The organism is Lyngbya sp. PCC 8106 (genome assembly GCF_000169095.1).
In the GTDB taxonomy this organism is placed as follows: Bacteria; Cyanobacteriota; Cyanobacteriia; order Cyanobacteriales; family Microcoleaceae; genus Capilliphycus.
In genome coordinates this window covers 94,737-109,823 of the sequence record NZ_AAVU01000002.1, presented here as the reverse complement: position 1 = coordinate 109,823, position 15,087 = coordinate 94,737, and the positions used below count along the sequence as shown (strand labels likewise).

At 39.5% G+C, this 15,087-nt stretch carries 11 protein-coding genes; 9 read left to right on the top strand and 2 right to left on the bottom strand.

Annotation, left to right across the window (positions count from 1 at the left end):
* Positions 1–637: 637 nt before the first annotated feature.
* Both glgA and L8106_RS32720 read left to right on the top strand, forming a co-directional pair.
* On the top strand, positions 638–2,062 hold the full coding sequence (gene glgA / locus L8106_RS01580) for a glycogen synthase GlgA (protein ID WP_009782403.1): 1,425 nt from the start codon (positions 638–640) through the stop codon (positions 2,060–2,062).
* A 195-nt stretch (positions 2,063–2,257) separates the two neighbouring features.
* Complete coding sequence (locus L8106_RS32720) at positions 2,258–2,548, top strand: hypothetical protein (RefSeq protein WP_039895272.1); 291 nt, start codon at positions 2,258–2,260, stop codon at positions 2,546–2,548.
* Positions 2,549–2,550: 2 nt separating this feature from the next.
* Here L8106_RS32720 and L8106_RS29240 read toward each other — a convergent pair whose 3' ends face one another.
* Complete coding sequence (locus tag L8106_RS29240) at positions 2,551–4,980, bottom strand: diguanylate cyclase domain-containing protein (RefSeq protein ID WP_198012878.1); 2,430 nt, start codon at positions 4,978–4,980, stop codon at positions 2,551–2,553.
* 252 nt (positions 4,981–5,232) lie between these two features.
* Between L8106_RS29240 and cphA the strand changes: the two genes are divergently transcribed.
* From cphA to L8106_RS01545, 5 genes are all read left to right on the top strand, one after another.
* Entirely contained in the window at positions 5,233–7,839 is a 2,607-nt protein-coding gene (cphA, locus tag L8106_RS01565; RefSeq protein WP_009782401.1) for a cyanophycin synthetase, read from the top strand.
* A gap of 205 nt (positions 7,840–8,044) precedes the next feature.
* Positions 8,045–9,397: an FAD-binding oxidoreductase gene (locus L8106_RS01560; protein WP_009782400.1), complete on the top strand. Its 1,353-nt coding sequence runs from the start codon at positions 8,045–8,047 to the stop codon at positions 9,395–9,397.
* Between the two features lie 94 nt (positions 9,398–9,491).
* Complete coding sequence (locus tag L8106_RS01555) at positions 9,492–10,064, top strand: TerD family protein (RefSeq protein ID WP_009782399.1); 573 nt, start codon at positions 9,492–9,494, stop codon at positions 10,062–10,064.
* A 139-nt stretch (positions 10,065–10,203) separates the two neighbouring features.
* Positions 10,204–10,995, top strand: coding sequence for a VWA domain-containing protein (locus tag L8106_RS01550; protein WP_009782398.1), 792 nt, complete (start codon positions 10,204–10,206; stop codon positions 10,993–10,995).
* 118 nt (positions 10,996–11,113) lie between these two features.
* Positions 11,114–12,424 carry a family 10 glycosylhydrolase gene (locus L8106_RS01545; RefSeq protein ID WP_009782397.1) on the top strand — a complete coding sequence of 437 codons (1,311 nt, stop codon included), beginning with the start codon at positions 11,114–11,116 and terminating at the stop codon, positions 12,422–12,424.
* Positions 12,425–12,494: 70 nt separating this feature from the next.
* On the opposite strand, the gene L8106_RS01540 is transcribed toward L8106_RS01545, so the two are convergent.
* A complete protein-coding gene (locus tag L8106_RS01540) occupies positions 12,495–12,854 on the bottom strand; it encodes an STAS/SEC14 domain-containing protein (RefSeq protein ID WP_009782396.1) in 360 nt (119 codons plus the stop codon).
* Positions 12,855–13,143: 289 nt separating this feature from the next.
* Between L8106_RS01540 and L8106_RS01535 the strand changes: the two genes are divergently transcribed.
* Both L8106_RS01535 and L8106_RS01530 read left to right on the top strand, forming a co-directional pair.
* Entirely contained in the window at positions 13,144–13,923 is a 780-nt protein-coding gene (locus L8106_RS01535) for an amino acid ABC transporter ATP-binding protein (protein ID WP_009782395.1), read from the top strand.
* Between the two features lie 252 nt (positions 13,924–14,175).
* Positions 14,176–15,069 carry a sulfotransferase gene (locus tag L8106_RS01530; protein WP_009782394.1) on the top strand — a complete coding sequence of 298 codons (894 nt, stop codon included), beginning with the start codon at positions 14,176–14,178 and terminating at the stop codon, positions 15,067–15,069.
* Positions 15,070–15,087: the final 18 nt, after the last annotated feature.

Sequence of the window (15,087 nt, the reverse complement as noted above, 5' to 3'; positions counted from 1 at the left end):
ATTGCAGTTATTGAATAAATTGCGATGACACACCCTTTGAAACCCAGATTTAAGTAATTGGTCTCGTTGCATTTTGATAATCCTCAAACATGATGGTCAATAGGGCAGAAAAAACAATATTGCTATTCGTTGATCTGATCCCAAAATTAATCGACCCTATTTCCAACATACAATAAGAAATAGAGGGCGCCTATAATCCGTCTAGCCTAACTGACTTGAATTGTCCTCGACTGTATCAAAATATTCAAACAGTCCGCTTTCTGAGGCGATTAAAACCAATCATTAGAAATGTTAAGAAATACGGTAGAATCGTTGAGAATCTCCAACAGACCACAATCGTTGATTGAGGGGTAGAGTCTGTCTTCTCACAGGTGACTGCTGCTAAGGCTGAATTTTGATCGAACCCCTCAGTTTGATCGCTGTTGTTGAAGGACAACGGTGAGTAGGTAATCAACTCAACAGAGTGAGCCTGCCCATTATTGAAGAAGCGAACCGATTGGGTCAGGAGATCGAGGGTGTATAGTTTGCCCAGATAGAAATCAAAACTCTATCCAAACCAAGTTTTAGTCTCAACAACAGAGCCGACTTGGAACTATGGTGATATTACGAAGCATAGTACGGGAACGCAAAGTCAATCATGCGAATTCTATTTGTAGCTGCTGAAGCCTCACCTTTGGCTAAAGTGGGTGGCATGGGAGATGTCGTCGGCGCTTTACCAAAAGTGCTGCGGGCAATGGGACACGATGTACGGGTATTCATGCCCTATTACGGTTTTCTCCCCGATAAACTGGAAATTCCCTCCGAACCGATTTGGTGGGGAACAGCCATGTATCAAAAGTTTGCAGTCTATGAAACCCGGCTGCCTAAGTCTGATGTACCACTCTACCTGTTTGGACATCCTTCCTTTATGCCCCGTCGTGTCTACTACGGAGAAGATGAGGAGTGGCGTTTCACCTTATTTTCCAATGGTGCGGCTGAATTTACCTGGAATTATTGGAAGCCGAATGTGATTCACTGCCATGACTGGCACACTGCCATGATTCCGGTTTGGATGAACGAGACGACCGATGTTAAAACCATTTTCACCGTTCACAATTTAGCTTATCAAGGGCCTTGGCGGTGGTTCCTAGAACGGATTACCTGGTGTCCTTGGTATATGGAAGGTCATAACGTGATGGCGGCCGCAATCCAGTTTGCCGATGAAGTCACAACTGTTTCTCCCACCTACGCCGAACAAATTCAAACTGCCGCTTACGGTGAAAGCCTAGAAGGGTTACTTTCCTTTGTCAGTGGTAAGCTCTCAGGTGTTCTCAACGGCATTGATGTCGAAAGCTACAACCCGGAAACGGATCGCTTTATTGTCGAAAACTATAATGCCGATACCGTCGAACGACGTAAAGCCAATAAGGTAGCGTTGCAAGAAGAACTGGGGTTAGTCGTAGACTCGGGTGTGTTTTTGGTGGGGATGGTCAGCCGACTGGTTGAACAAAAAGGACTCGATCTGGTCATTCAAATTATGGATCAGTTCCTGTCTTATACCGATGCCCAACTTGTGGTTTTGGGAACAGGCGATCGCTATTATGAAACCCAAATGTGGCAGATGGCATCTCGCTATCCGGGTCGTATGTCGAGTCATATTCTGTTTAATGAAGCCTTGTCTCGACGCATCTATTCCGGTTGTGATACTTTGATCATGCCCAGTCGCTTTGAACCTTGCGGGATTAGCCAAATGTTAGCGATGCGTTATGGCTGTGTTCCGATTGTTCGTCGGACAGGTGGACTTGTGGATACGGTGTTCTATAACGATCCCATGAATGAGGCGGGTACGGGTTACTGTTTTGATCGTTATGAACCGATGGACTTCCTAACGGCAATGATCCGAGCGTTAGAAGCTTATCGCTACAAAGACTACTGGCGGAAGCTACAACAACGAGGAATGTGGCAAAACTTTAGTTGGGAAAAGTCAGCCTACGAGTACATTAAAATCTATAACCGAGTTCTGGGAAACCCTGAGGAGGGAAAACCCACAGAACCATCCCAGACTTCTGGTGTAAAGGTTTAGTTTTGAGGAGTTCAAAGTTCAAACTTTTAAATCTCTGATTTTAGGGTTGAATTTTGAACTCTCGTTATCCGTAATTTCACGGGTTTTTCTGAATATCACACAGATTAATTTCCGTAATTCTACGGTTACACTTCGCAACTCTCAATGACTAAACTAGAAGTAGAAACAGTTTAGTCAGATTCGCAAGCGTAACTTATGAAATTCCTGATATTGTCTGCATTCATCCTTTTAGTCACAACCGTTGGAATTCTCCGAGCTGGATTTTTAACGTTCCGTCCTTCCCCGTCTAACCCCTTACCATCAACTTCTAAAAATCGTTTTTTCTCTGTTTTAAAAGCCCTAATTTTCTTCCTTATTATTCTTCCTTTATCTTATCTAGAAATGCTCGTCGAAGTTTGTTTATATTCTCCTAAAAATTCCTCAAACAAGGATTCTTCTCTTTTAAATAGAACAGATTATCAATCTAAATCTAAAGTTTCTCTATAAAATCACGATTCAATCTCAATAATTGCATAACCATTTCGTCCAGCATCTTTTGCTTGATAAAGTGCTTTATCGGCTTGATTAATTAAATCATACCTCGAAGACCTCGAAGCCGGATAAACACAAGCAATCCCAAAACTGAGGGTAATTTGTTTCGTGGTAAGTGAGGTTGAATGGGGTAAATTTAATGCTAGAATTTCATTTTGAATGCAATGAACAACTTCAATAGCACCCTCCATATTTGTATTCGGTAAAATCACCACAAATTCCTCTCCGCCATAACGAGCCACTAAATCTGCTGGGCGTTTAACTCCCCGAGAAATCGCTTCAGCCACTTGTACTAAACACTGATCACCCGCCAGATGACCATAGGTATCATTGTAATGTTTAAAATAATCAACATCACAAAGAATTAACGATAAAGCCACCTGTTCTCGCCTGATTCGAGACCATTCTTGCTCAAAATATTCATCAAAATAACGACGGTTAGCAATTTGAGTTAATTGATCATAATGAGCCATATAGCTGAGTTCTTGATTAACATTTTGGAGTTTTTCATAAAGGGCTGATTGTTGAATCGCAATCGCTAATTTTCCGGTTAAACGTTTCAGGAATTCAATATCATGGGTTTGCCAATGACGGGGTTCAACACAGCTATGAATTCCCAATAAACCCCAAACGTTTTGCTGAACGACTTCAGACTGAGTAGGAGTGGGAAAAATTAAGATCGGTAATAGCAAAGACGCTCGAATTTGAAGCTGAATGAGTAATTCTTGATGACAAGGAGTTAAGTTAGCAGTATAAATATCATTCATAACTTGAATATTCCCCTGGCTAAAAGCTTCTCCTTGGGTTTGAACCAGATAGGAATCTTGGCAACTTTTGTTTAAAATTGAGTTAAAACCTGCCACAACTGATTCAGTAATAATTGTACCACTCCAATCAGGATTAAACCGATAAATTAATACCCGATCCACTTGCAAAATTTGCTGTACTTCTGTTACAGCAGTTGCTAAAATTTGATCGAGTTCCAAAGATTGACGAATACGATCATTAATTTCTCCTAATAATTTTTCATGTTGAACGCATTGATTCAGTGCTTCTTCTGCAATTTTTTCCTCGGTAATTTCTCGGCTTGCCGTTAACACTGACTCAACCATTCCTTGAGCGTTAAATTCAGGAACTATTCGACATTGCCAATATTTGAATATTCCATCAGAGGTGGGAAATTTTGTTTCGTATAAATGCTCTTTACCCGTCTCAAACACTTGCTGAATCACTTGATGCCAAGGAAGAACAATGTCTTCAGAAAATCCCAATTCTAGCTCGGTTTTCCCTATCCAATCTGAAGCCTGAATTCCTGTTTCTCGTTCAACTTGAGGGTTAACATAACAAAAGCGATATTGACGATCTACCCGAGAAATAATATCCGGTGAATTTTCTACCAATACTCTAAAATCTTGCTCTTGCTGCTGAAGTGCAGCGATCATTTGTTGATAATCACGACATTCAATCACTTGATCTTCAACAGTTTGATGTAAAGTTTGTAAGGTTTGACGAGTGTATTTAAGTTGTTTTTTTGAGCGTTTAAAACGAATATTAACGGCAGAGAAGCGATTGTTCGTCCAGTAAACCAATCCTAAGATTACTGAAATTTCTAGAACTGTTTTTAGTCCTAATAAAAATGCTTGTTCTTGTTGTAAATTTTGCGGTAAGTCGAGTACAATCCTATCAAATAATACTAGAAAAATGATTCCTATAAATAAAGAATAGGGTCTGATCCCAAAAACAGAACGATGAGTAAAAGTTCTCATTAAACCGCGATGGGGATAGATCCAAAGTAGACCCAAACAGAGTATAATAAAGCTAATCGTTTTTAGAGGTATTCCTCTGTTAGAGAAAACTATTCCAAAGTCCAAGCAGGGAATGTCCAAGAAAAATGTGATTAAGTTTGTTGTTTCAATGGCTAAAACTAGACTTGTTATTATTTGAGCAACTTTAATTCGACTCGGGGTTTTATGAATGAGTAGTAATAGCACAATGGCCAAGAAAATCAACACGAAACTTGACTGTTCAAAGAGAGGTAAAAAAACACGTAAAATGAATAAGGAGGGATGATCCTGAATTAAGCCCGGTTCAAAATAAAAATTCCAGTTTCGCACCTCTTCACTCAATGTAAAGAATCCAATTGCAATAATTAGGACACTACACAATTGAGTGATAGATTTAAACCCTTGTCGCTGTTGTCTATTCTGAAGCAATTTCAGAACAAGACTGAACAGGACAAAAGAGAATAAAATCGGGAGGTGGAGTGATAAAGATGTCTGCAAAAATTCACTCGAAAATAGAGAAAAATTTAACCAGAAGCTGACTAAAGCTAGAAGTCCAACTCCACCCACCCAAATCGTAACAATCGAAGAAATAGACCAATTCATCAATTTAAAAAAATATGACATGGATTCTTTCTCTATTTTATGGCTTCGTACCGAGAGATGAAACAGTAGTTTCACGGAACATTCCTGGAGACTAACGATAAAATTTAACAAAGGTGACAAATCTATTTTTCAAGACTCATGTTGAGAGAAGGAAGTAGAAAACTCTCCAAGTATGAGACAGTAGAAATATTCGTAAAAATGACAATAGCTTGTATCTGTGTTGATGCATCTACCCCTTAGGAGGCGGCAACAATGAAAATCCTTAAAACTCAAACTCTCTATGGCCCAAACTTCTGGAGTATTAATCACCCTCATCTAATTGTCCTGCAACTCGATCTCGAAGAACACGAACATCGCCTCTCCAACGAGATGTCTGACTTTTGTGATGAACTCGTCAAGGTGCTTCCCGGATTGAGGGAACATCATGGATCTCGGGGTTGTCGAGGTGGCTTTTTGCAGCAGATGCAAGAAGGAATCTCCATCGCCAAAATTATCCAACACGTCGCTCTAGAGTTACAAAACTTGGCTGGAATGCCTGTTGATTTTGGTCGGATTCGTCTGGCTGCTACACCGGGAATGTGTCGGGTTGTGTTTGAATATCAAAATCCTGAAGCGGGACGTTATGCAGGGCGAGGGGCTGTCCGGATCTGTCAAAGTTTAATGAATCGAGGCTATTATCCACAAGCCGAACTGGAAATTGATCTCGAAGATTTACAAGAAATCAAAGCCGAAGATTCCCTCGGGCCAACAACAGAAGCAATTGTTAATGAAGCCCAAAAACGAGGAATTCCTTGGCAAGAATTACCCGTTCGTCATGTCGTCCAACTGGGCTACGGTAAATATCAACGTCGGATTCAAACCGCTCAAACCGACAAAACAAATATTCTCGGTATTGAATTTGCTGGAGATAAGCAAGCCACAAAAATATTATTGGAAGCAGCCAGTTTACCAACACCTCTCGGAGAAGTCATCTATTATTTTGATGAACTCGAAGATGCAATTGATCAAGTCGGTGGTTTTCCGATTGTGATTAAGCCCCTAGATGGAAATCATGGTCGGGGAATCACTTTAAATATTAACAGTTGGCAAGATGCAGAAAATGCCTATGATGTTGCTAAGGAAGAATCCAAAGCAGGCGGAATTTTAGTCGAACGGTATTATCGGGGCAAAGATTATCGCGTCTTAGTCATTAATGGTAAAGTAGAAGCCGTTGCTGAACGAGTTCCCGCTCATGTCACGGGCGATGGTTACTTAACAATTGAGGAATTAATCGAAGATATCAATCGTCATCCCAGTCGAGGAAGTGGTCACGAAAATATTCTAACTCGCATTGAAATTGACCGTCATACCGATGATGTTCTCGCTCAACAAGGCTACGATCTCGATAGTGTTTTAGAAAAAGATGAAATTTGTTTTCTCAAAGCCACAGCAAACCTGAGTACAGGTGGAATTGCCATTGATAGCACAGATATTATTCACCCCGAAACCGTTTGGATGGCTGAACGGGCTGCCCAAATTATTGGTTTAGATATTGCTGGAATTGATATCACTTGTACCGATATTAGTCGTCCTCTCCAAGAAGTGGATGGAGTCATTATCGAAGTCAATGCCGCCCCTGGTTTACGAATGCACCTACAGCCCAGTCAAGGACAACCTCGCAATGTAACAGCACCAATTTTAGAGATGCTTTATCCGCCAGGAGTTCCCTATCGAGTCCCGATTATTGCAGTCACAGGAACCAATGGAAAAACCACAACAACTCGTCTGATTGCCCATATTTTTAAACAGACTAAACAGGTGATTGGTTACACCACCACAGACGGCACTTATATCGGTGACTTTTTGTTAGAATCAGGCGATAATACCGGGCGTCAAAGCGCTCAACTGATTCTCAATGATCCCACCGTTGAAGTGGCAGTTTTAGAAACGGCAAGAGGGGGAATATTAAGGTCAGGCTTAGGATTTAATCGCTGTGATGTGGGCGTGGTTTTAAATGTTGCTGCCGATCATTTAGGGTTAGAAGATATTAATACCCTTGAAGATATGGCACAGGTGAAAACTGTAGTTGCAGAAGCAACCGATGACAAGGGTTATGCCGTGTTGAATGCTGACGATCCGTTAGTCGCGGATATGGCAAAATGGGTTAAAGGAAAAGTCGCTTATTTTTCGATTAATCCTCACAATCCAATTGTACAAGAACATCTGCGAAAAGGGGGAATTGCAGCCATTTATGACGGGGATTTTCTCACCTTTTGTAATGGACAAGATACCCTTCAAGTTGAACAAATGGTAAATGTTCCTTCAACGTTGCGGGGTTTGGTTTCCTTTATGATTGCTAATGTTTTAGCAGCCAGTTTAGCCGCTTATGTGCAAGGGGTGAGTATCGAAAATATTAGTACAGGATTACGAACCTTTCAAGCCTCTTTAGAACACACTCCCGGCCGGATGAATTTGATTGAATTGGGCAAATTTCATGTTTTAATTGATTATGCTCACAATCCGGCTGGTTATAAAGCGATTGGAGAGTTTGTTTGTCAGTGGTCTGAGGGTGAACGAATTGGGGTTATTGGGGGTCCTGGCGATCGCCGTGATCAAGACTTAAAAGAGTTAGGACGGTTATCGACTCAGATGTTTGATTGGGTGATTATCAAAGAAGATGATAATACTCGTGATCGCCCGCGTGGAGAAGCAGCGAGTTTAATTCGAGAAGGAATTTGTCAGGAAAAACCCCAGTTTAATTATCAAGAGATTTGGGATGAAACAGAAGCTATTCAGAGTGCTTTAGCCTCGGCTTCAGAAGGAAGTTTAGTCGTGATTTTTCCCGAGAGTGTTAAACGAGCGATCGCGTTGTTGAAGTAAAGTGTTTTGGTGGGGGTTTATAGCCCCCTCAATTCTATTTTCAGAGATGTGCCGACTCCACTCAATTCTTTTAAAATCGCAGTTTCCGCAGCAGTTAACCCTAGAACTCTTGTGAGATTTCCCAGAATTTAATTCGACTCTCGAGTTTTAGGTCACAATTATGTAAAAATATTAGAAAGGATCTAAATTTTATAGAAAAAGTACCATGACCGCAACATCTAAAAATATTGACTGGGATAGAATTTGTCGCGAACTCTCTGGACTAGAATTAATTCGCGATCGCAGCCAACTCAGCAAACTCTCTCAAGACTATTATCACTTTAGCCCCATTTTACAACCCTTATTACAGGATAAAACGGCTGATTTAGTTGTTCGCCCTGTTAACGAAGCCGAAGTCCTAAAAGTTGCTAAAATTTGCGTTCAACATCAAATTCCCCTCACGGTTCGAGGAGCAGGAACCGGAAATTATGGACAGTGTGTTCCCCTAGAAGGTGGAATTGTTTTAGACTTATCCAAAATGAATAAAATCAACTGGATAAAACCCGGACTCACTGCGGTTGAACCGGGCGTTAAATTAGCTGCTTTTGACAAACAAGCCCGTGAACAAGGTTGGGAATTACGCATGGTTCCTTCCACCTATAGAACTGCAACAATTGGCGGGTTTATTGGGGGTGGAAGTGGGGGAATTGGTTCGATTAATTATGGACAACTTCGCGATCGCGGTAATCTGCAAGCGGTGCGTGTGGTGACATTGGAAGATGAACCTCGTGTGTTAGAATTGCGAGGAGATGATGTGCAGAAAGTCAATCATGCTTATGGTACAAATGGCATTATTACCCAATTAGAAATTCCCCTCGCACCTGCTTATCCTTGGGCGGAACTCATTGTTGTTTTTGATGATTTTATGAGTTCAGCACAGTTTGGTCAAGCGTTAGGAAACTCTGATGGCATTATCAAGAAATTAATTTGTATTTGTGCATCGCCTATTCCCTCTTACTTTGCAGCATTTCGAGAAGTCATTCCTGAAGGAAAGCATTGTGCATTATTAATCATTGCTGAACCGAGTTTAGAACCCTTTCAAGATTTAGTACAAGAATTTAACGGTAAAGTTTGCTATCAAAAATCATCCAAAGACGCGAATAAAGGGACAACTGTTATTGAATATACTTGGAATCATACCACGTTACACGCTCGCAGTGCTGATTCCTCTTTAACCTATTTGCAAGCCCTCTTTCCACTTGATCCTGATTTAAACTTAATCCAACATTGTTATGATTATTTTGGGGATGAAGTGATGCTGCATTTAGAGTTTTTAAGAACTCAAGGACAAATGCTTCCCGCCGCCTTACAAGTCGTTCGGTTTACCACAGAAGAACGGTTAAATGAGATTATTCGCTATCACGAAGACAAGGGAATCTTAATTTTTAATCCTCACACCTATATTTTAGAAGATGGTGGGATGAAAACGATTAATCTTGAACAATTGGAGTTTAAAAAACAAGTTGATCCTCATGGTTTATTAAACCCTGGAAAAATGCGGGCTTGGCTTGAACAGTAACAGTCAGGTAGAGTCTGATTACAAAAATTTATAATTGCGACATTTGCTCGTTCGATTATGAGATAATTGAAGTTAGTAGAGTTAACATCCGATTATGCCGATAAATCTAAGCAAAGGTGAAAGAATTAATCTGTCAAAAGAAGCGCCCGGATTAAAAACAGCCGGGATAGGTTTGGGATGGGATATCAACGCCACCGACACAGGTGCAGCGTTTGACTTAGATACTTCAGTCTTTATGTTAGGAGAAAATGGGAAAATTCCCAACGAAAAATACTTCGTTTTCTACAACAACTTACAATCACCCGATGGTTCGGTCAAACATCAAGGAGATAGTCGAACAGGAGAGGGTTCAGGAGATGATGAAACCATTCAAATTGATTTAACTCAAGTTGAAGCTGCCGTTGAGGAAATCATCTTTATTGTGACGATACATGAAGCAGAAACAAGACGACAAAACTTTGGACAAGTTCGTAATTCTTTTATTAGAATTTATGACCAAACCACAAACCAAGAAATTATTAGATATGAACTAGAGGAAGACTTTTCGCGAGAGACTGCAATTGAGTTTGGTCGCCTCTATAAAAAAGACGGTGAGTGGAGATTTCAGGCGGTAGGAGAAGGCTACAACTCAGGCTTACAAAGCTTTGTAGATAAATACGCTTCTTAGAGACTTTCTAAGCCAACAAAATTACACCAAAGAGGGGCTTCTAACATGGAATCAAAGAATGTTCCCTCTTAAACCTCAAAGCATTGATTTAGAAAGGCTTTAAACCGTTGACCAGTATAAAATAACGAGGGCATTAACAATGGCTATCTCACTCGAAAAACTGGAAAAAGAAGCACCGAAGCTAATCGATCTAACCAAAAAAGCACGGATTTCTCTTGAAAAGAAAAACCTCACAAATCATCATGCAAAGGTTGCACTTTGCCTTGATATTTCTGGATCAATGAGTTCTCTGTATTCATCGGGTAAAATTCAACGGTTGGCGGAAAAAATACTGGCTTTAGGATGTCAGTTTGATGATAATGGAGCGATTGATATTTTCTTATTTGGACAGAAAGCTCATACCGTCGGTGAAATGAGCATTTATAACTTCAAAACCTTTATCGCCGATATACAGAAAGAATATCCACTCGAAGGGGGAACTAACTATGGAAAAGTCATTCAGATAATCAGAAAATTCTATTTTCCCCGGGGAAAAGGGGGAAGTTGCAGTCAACCTTGTACAGCTAATGAACCAGTTTATGTGATGTTTGTCACGGATGGGGCGACGATGGATGAAGCGGAGACAAAACAACAAATTCAGTGGTCTTCGTTTGAACCGATTTTCTGGCAATTTCTGGCAATTGGGAAGTCGCGAAAAGATGTAAAAGGAGAGGGTTTCTTCGGTTGGTTATCTAAAGCGTTTGTGAGTGATTTTATCTTTCTAGAAGAACTGGATAATATGAGTGATCGCTATATTGATAATGCCGACTTTTTCAGTTTAGAAGATCCCGAGTCGATTAGCGATCAACAACTTTATGATTTATTGATGACTGAATATCCCAGTTGGGTAAAATTGGCGAAAACTAAACAACTATTAACTCACAACAGTTAAGAATTCGGGAGGAGCATCAAAACTGTTAAACTAGAGTTAGAGAGCAAGTTATCAGGCGTTTCCAATTACAAAAATCTTGATTTCATTGCTTCTCAAGCACCCTACTATTTCTGAAATTATGTCGCGCCCAAAGAAAGAATCAAGTGGATGTGGATGTGGAAGTATTCCTTTTTCTGTAATTCTCCTGATCTTAGGTGGGGGGTATTGGTTATTTACGCAGCGAGAAAATATAGAAATTAGTCAGTTTTTACCCAATGATTTATACACGCATATTCCGTTTTTAAAGTCTTCTCCAACTGAGGAACTACAGCCCAAATCTACCCCGACGTCTCTGCCTTTTCCTCCAATTCCTAATTCTAAAAACAACCCGCAGCAAGACTTACCAAAACCAACACCCAGCCCAACCCCATCACCTCCTCAAACCGAGACATTAAAGCCAAATCCTACCCCTTCTCCCCCAATACCTAATCCTGAAATTAACGCCCATAAAAATGTACCAACAACACCAACAGTAACACCATCACCCCCTCAAACACCGTGGAATAAAAAAGTGATTCGAGGTATTTATTTGAGTCGCTACCAAGTTACAAATAATGCGAGTGAACAAATGATTCGTGAAAGGGTGCGTTATTATCATTCCCAAGGAATTAATACGATTATTCATGGGGTTTGGGGTAATGCTTGTACCATGTACAACAGTGAAGTTATGCAAGCAAAACTGGGCTATAAAAGTTGTCCAAATGAGTTTCAAGATCAATGGCTGAATTGGTTAATTGATGAAGCCCATAAACAAGGAATGGAAGTTCATGCTTACTTTGAGAAAGGGATTAAAATAGACGAAGATAGTCCGATGTTTGATTTAGCAGTTGAACGAGGTTGGATTGTTGCTGGAGTTGATCGAACTCATCCGGGAGTTGATCATTATGTTTTAAATGTTGGTATTCCTGAAGTGGCTGACTTTTTTACTAAAATTGTTGTAGAATTCGTCACAAAATATCCGACGATTGATGCAGTTCAATGGGATGATTATTTAGGATATCATGCGGAGTTACCAGGTAAAGTTGATCGCACGTTAAAATTAACCAATTTTGTCCAGAATACAATTAAGGAGATGAAAGCAGCCAATCCTAATGTTAGTTTTGATATTTGTCATCATAACCCCTATTGGGCGAAACGATATTTTGCAGCGGACTGGGAAACCTGGGGAGTTGATCGAGTATTTATTCAGGTTTATGGAGAAGAAAACTTTAATGACGAACTCAAATATGTAGAAGCGAATGATGGAATTTCGATTAGTGAGCGACAATTTGATCGCCTAGAAGAATTAGTAAATAATCCTAATGTCAAGAGTATTTTGTTTTTTCCACTTTCTGGAAAACCGGAAGAAATGGCGAATACGGTGAAAAACTTAACAACCAAAATTAACTAACTTGATCACTCATTTTAAAGAAAACAGATGCGTTGCACAGGGCTAACACATCCGTTTATCTTCTACAATTTTATAGGTTTACCCATTCTAAAGCTTGTTGTTTTTGGTCAAAACTAAAAGATTTAACCTCGATACTGGAAAACAGTTTATTACTGAAGTTACTCCATTTTTCTAACCACCGTTGATCAGAGACAACCGCTTCTCGTTCAAAGTCGCGGAAATGTTGAAAAGTGAATTTGAGATCTTTCCAAAGTGCTTCAGGTGACATTCCTTCGAGACTTTCAATTTCAGCGTAAATTCTTAATTTCGGATGGAGTTTTAACTTGTCTTCGATTTCTCGAATCACTTTTTCCAAATCTGCGGTTTCTATTTTTCCCTGAACGTGTAAACCTACGACTTGATCGCTTCCGGTCGGGATAAGTTTTAGCATAATTAGCCTCCTGCTTGATTTTCGGTTAGGCTACTCTTATATTATATAATATCTTGCGGTTAGTGATTTTTTTCTGCGGATCATTCGGTTTATTCATTTAGGAGACAGAAAAAGCGCGCTCAGCGCATACAATAAAAAAGAGAGAGCTATATTGGACGAGTCAAAATCCTGGAAATATTTTCCAAACAACTGAGATTCGTCAGAGGTTCATCATTCGTGACAAACAATGACAGATCCTTGATCCGATTAACAACTAACAATAAACTTGAAAAAATCTACCGAACTAGAGATGACAAAAACTTCTACAAACACAACTCAAACCCATTCCCCCATTGATAATGCAGCCATTATCGCGACAGATGTTAACAAATGGTATGGAAACCATTTCCATGTTTTACGTGGAGTCAGTCTCAGTGTTAAACAGGGAGAAGTGGTTGTGATTATGGGGCCAAGTGGTTCTGGAAAATCAACTTTTATTCGTACATTCAACGCTTTAGAAGAATTTCAGCAAGGAAGTATTATCATTGATGGGATTAACCTTTCTCACGACTTGAAAAATATTGAAGAAATTCGTAGAGAAGTGGGGATGGTATTTCAGCAGTTTAATTTATTTCCCCATCTGACCATTTTACAAAATGTTACCCTCGCTCCAATCTGGGTGCGTCGATGGCCAAAAGCCAAAGCTGAAGAAGTTGCTTTACAATTATTAGAACGGGTTGGTATTCTCGAACAGGCGAAAAAGTTTCCCGGACAGTTATCAGGAGGTCAACAGCAACGGGTAGCGATTGCACGGGCGTTAGCGATGCAGCCGAAAATTATGCTATTTGATGAACCTACATCTGCTTTAGATCCCGAAATGGTGCGAGAAGTTTTGGATGTAATGCGAACCCTAGCGAGTGAAGGAATGACGATGGTTTGTGTCACCCATGAAGTGGGATTTGCGCGAGAAGTTGCGGATCGAGTGGTGTTAATGTCAGATGGGGTATTAGTGGAAGAAGGCACTCCTGAAGTCTTTTTTAGTAATCCAAAAGAGGAACGCACGAAGAAGTTTTTATCTCAAATTCTTTAAAGAAAATATCGAGGGGCTTTTGGGTTTAAGGAAAGGGATAAACTTGCTAGAGTAATAGCAAAGCTGATTGCTAACTCATGCAAAATATTGATTTTAAATCCCCTTTTCCTGATTTTTTCTAAACGATAGAAGCTGATCTCAAAATAATCTGCGTAAATTTTTATTGCAGAATTTATTTATCATGATTTTTGATAATTATAATAAAATCAAAAATTATAATCCTTGCAAAAGTTAAACCAACTTTGTCTAAAAATGCCTTTACCTACTTTATTAATTGCGGGTTTCCAAAAAGCCGGAACAAGTTCTGTTTATAAGTATCTAGAACAGCATCCCCAGGTGTGTTTAGGAACTGTTAAAGAGCCTAATTTTTTAGTGAGTGAGTTAACTCCAGAAAAGATTGCTAATAATCAAGCTTACTATGAAAAACGGACTTGGCGCTGTTCTTATGAAAATTACCTTGAGAACTTCTTAGAATGTACTAATGAATCAGCAATTGGAGATGGTTCTGTCAATTGTTTATTTCATTATCAAACATCTATCCCTCGGATTCAAAAATATATTCCAAATACCAAAATTTTTGTCATTTTGCGTCATCCGGTTGAACGAGCATTTTCAGATTATCTCATGCACTTACGAGATGAAATTGACAGTAAACAAACTCTCCCTTTAGTTCAGCAATCTCCTTCCTCTTTTCAGCTTCAGAAAGGATTATATTATGAATCTATAAAAAGTTTTCAAGATACCTTTGGAACTGAGCAATTTCGAGTTTATTTATACAACGATTTATGTCAAGATTCAATTAAAATGATGAAAGATATATACAACTTTATTGAAGTTTCAACCGATTTTGAACCCGACACATCTCAGAAGTATCAAACTGCATCAATTCCTAAAAATAGTTTTATCAATCGTTTACTCCGAAAACAAAACCCCTTGAAAACCGTTTTTAGCTCAACTTTAGGAATATTATTACCTGAGGAAAAACGACAAAAAATTCGTTCTTGGTTAATTTCTGCAAACTCCCAATCTAAGCAATCTGTTTCCCTTTCTCCTGAAGAACGTCAGGTTTTGTTAGACTACTACCGTGAAGATGTTCTGAAGTTACAAGATTATCTGGATCGAGATTTATCTGCTTGGTTAAAGTAATTGAAATGAGTTAATGAT

Bases quoted from the DNA above. Each gene is read 5' to 3' on its own strand.
- L8106_RS01535 (WP_009782395.1), top strand. From the start codon at position 13,144: ATGACAAAAACTTCTACAAACACAACTCAAACCCATTCCCCCATTGAT.
- L8106_RS29240 (WP_198012878.1), bottom strand. From the start codon at position 4,980: ATGAATTGGTCTATTTCTTCGATTGTTACGATTTGGGTGGGTGGAGTT.
- L8106_RS01530 (WP_009782394.1), top strand. From the start codon at position 14,176: ATGCCTTTACCTACTTTATTAATTGCGGGTTTCCAAAAAGCCGGAACA.
- glgA (WP_009782403.1), top strand. From the start codon at position 638: ATGCGAATTCTATTTGTAGCTGCTGAAGCCTCACCTTTGGCTAAAGTG.
- L8106_RS01550 (WP_009782398.1), top strand. From the start codon at position 10,204: ATGGCTATCTCACTCGAAAAACTGGAAAAAGAAGCACCGAAGCTAATC.
- L8106_RS01545 (WP_009782397.1), top strand. From the start codon at position 11,114: ATGTCGCGCCCAAAGAAAGAATCAAGTGGATGTGGATGTGGAAGTATT.
- cphA (WP_009782401.1), top strand. From the start codon at position 5,233: ATGAAAATCCTTAAAACTCAAACTCTCTATGGCCCAAACTTCTGGAGT.
- L8106_RS32720 (WP_039895272.1), top strand. From the start codon at position 2,258: ATGAAATTCCTGATATTGTCTGCATTCATCCTTTTAGTCACAACCGTT.
- L8106_RS01555 (WP_009782399.1), top strand. From the start codon at position 9,492: ATGCCGATAAATCTAAGCAAAGGTGAAAGAATTAATCTGTCAAAAGAA.
- L8106_RS01560 (WP_009782400.1), top strand. From the start codon at position 8,045: ATGACCGCAACATCTAAAAATATTGACTGGGATAGAATTTGTCGCGAA.
- L8106_RS01540 (WP_009782396.1), bottom strand. From the start codon at position 12,854: ATGCTAAAACTTATCCCGACCGGAAGCGATCAAGTCGTAGGTTTACAC.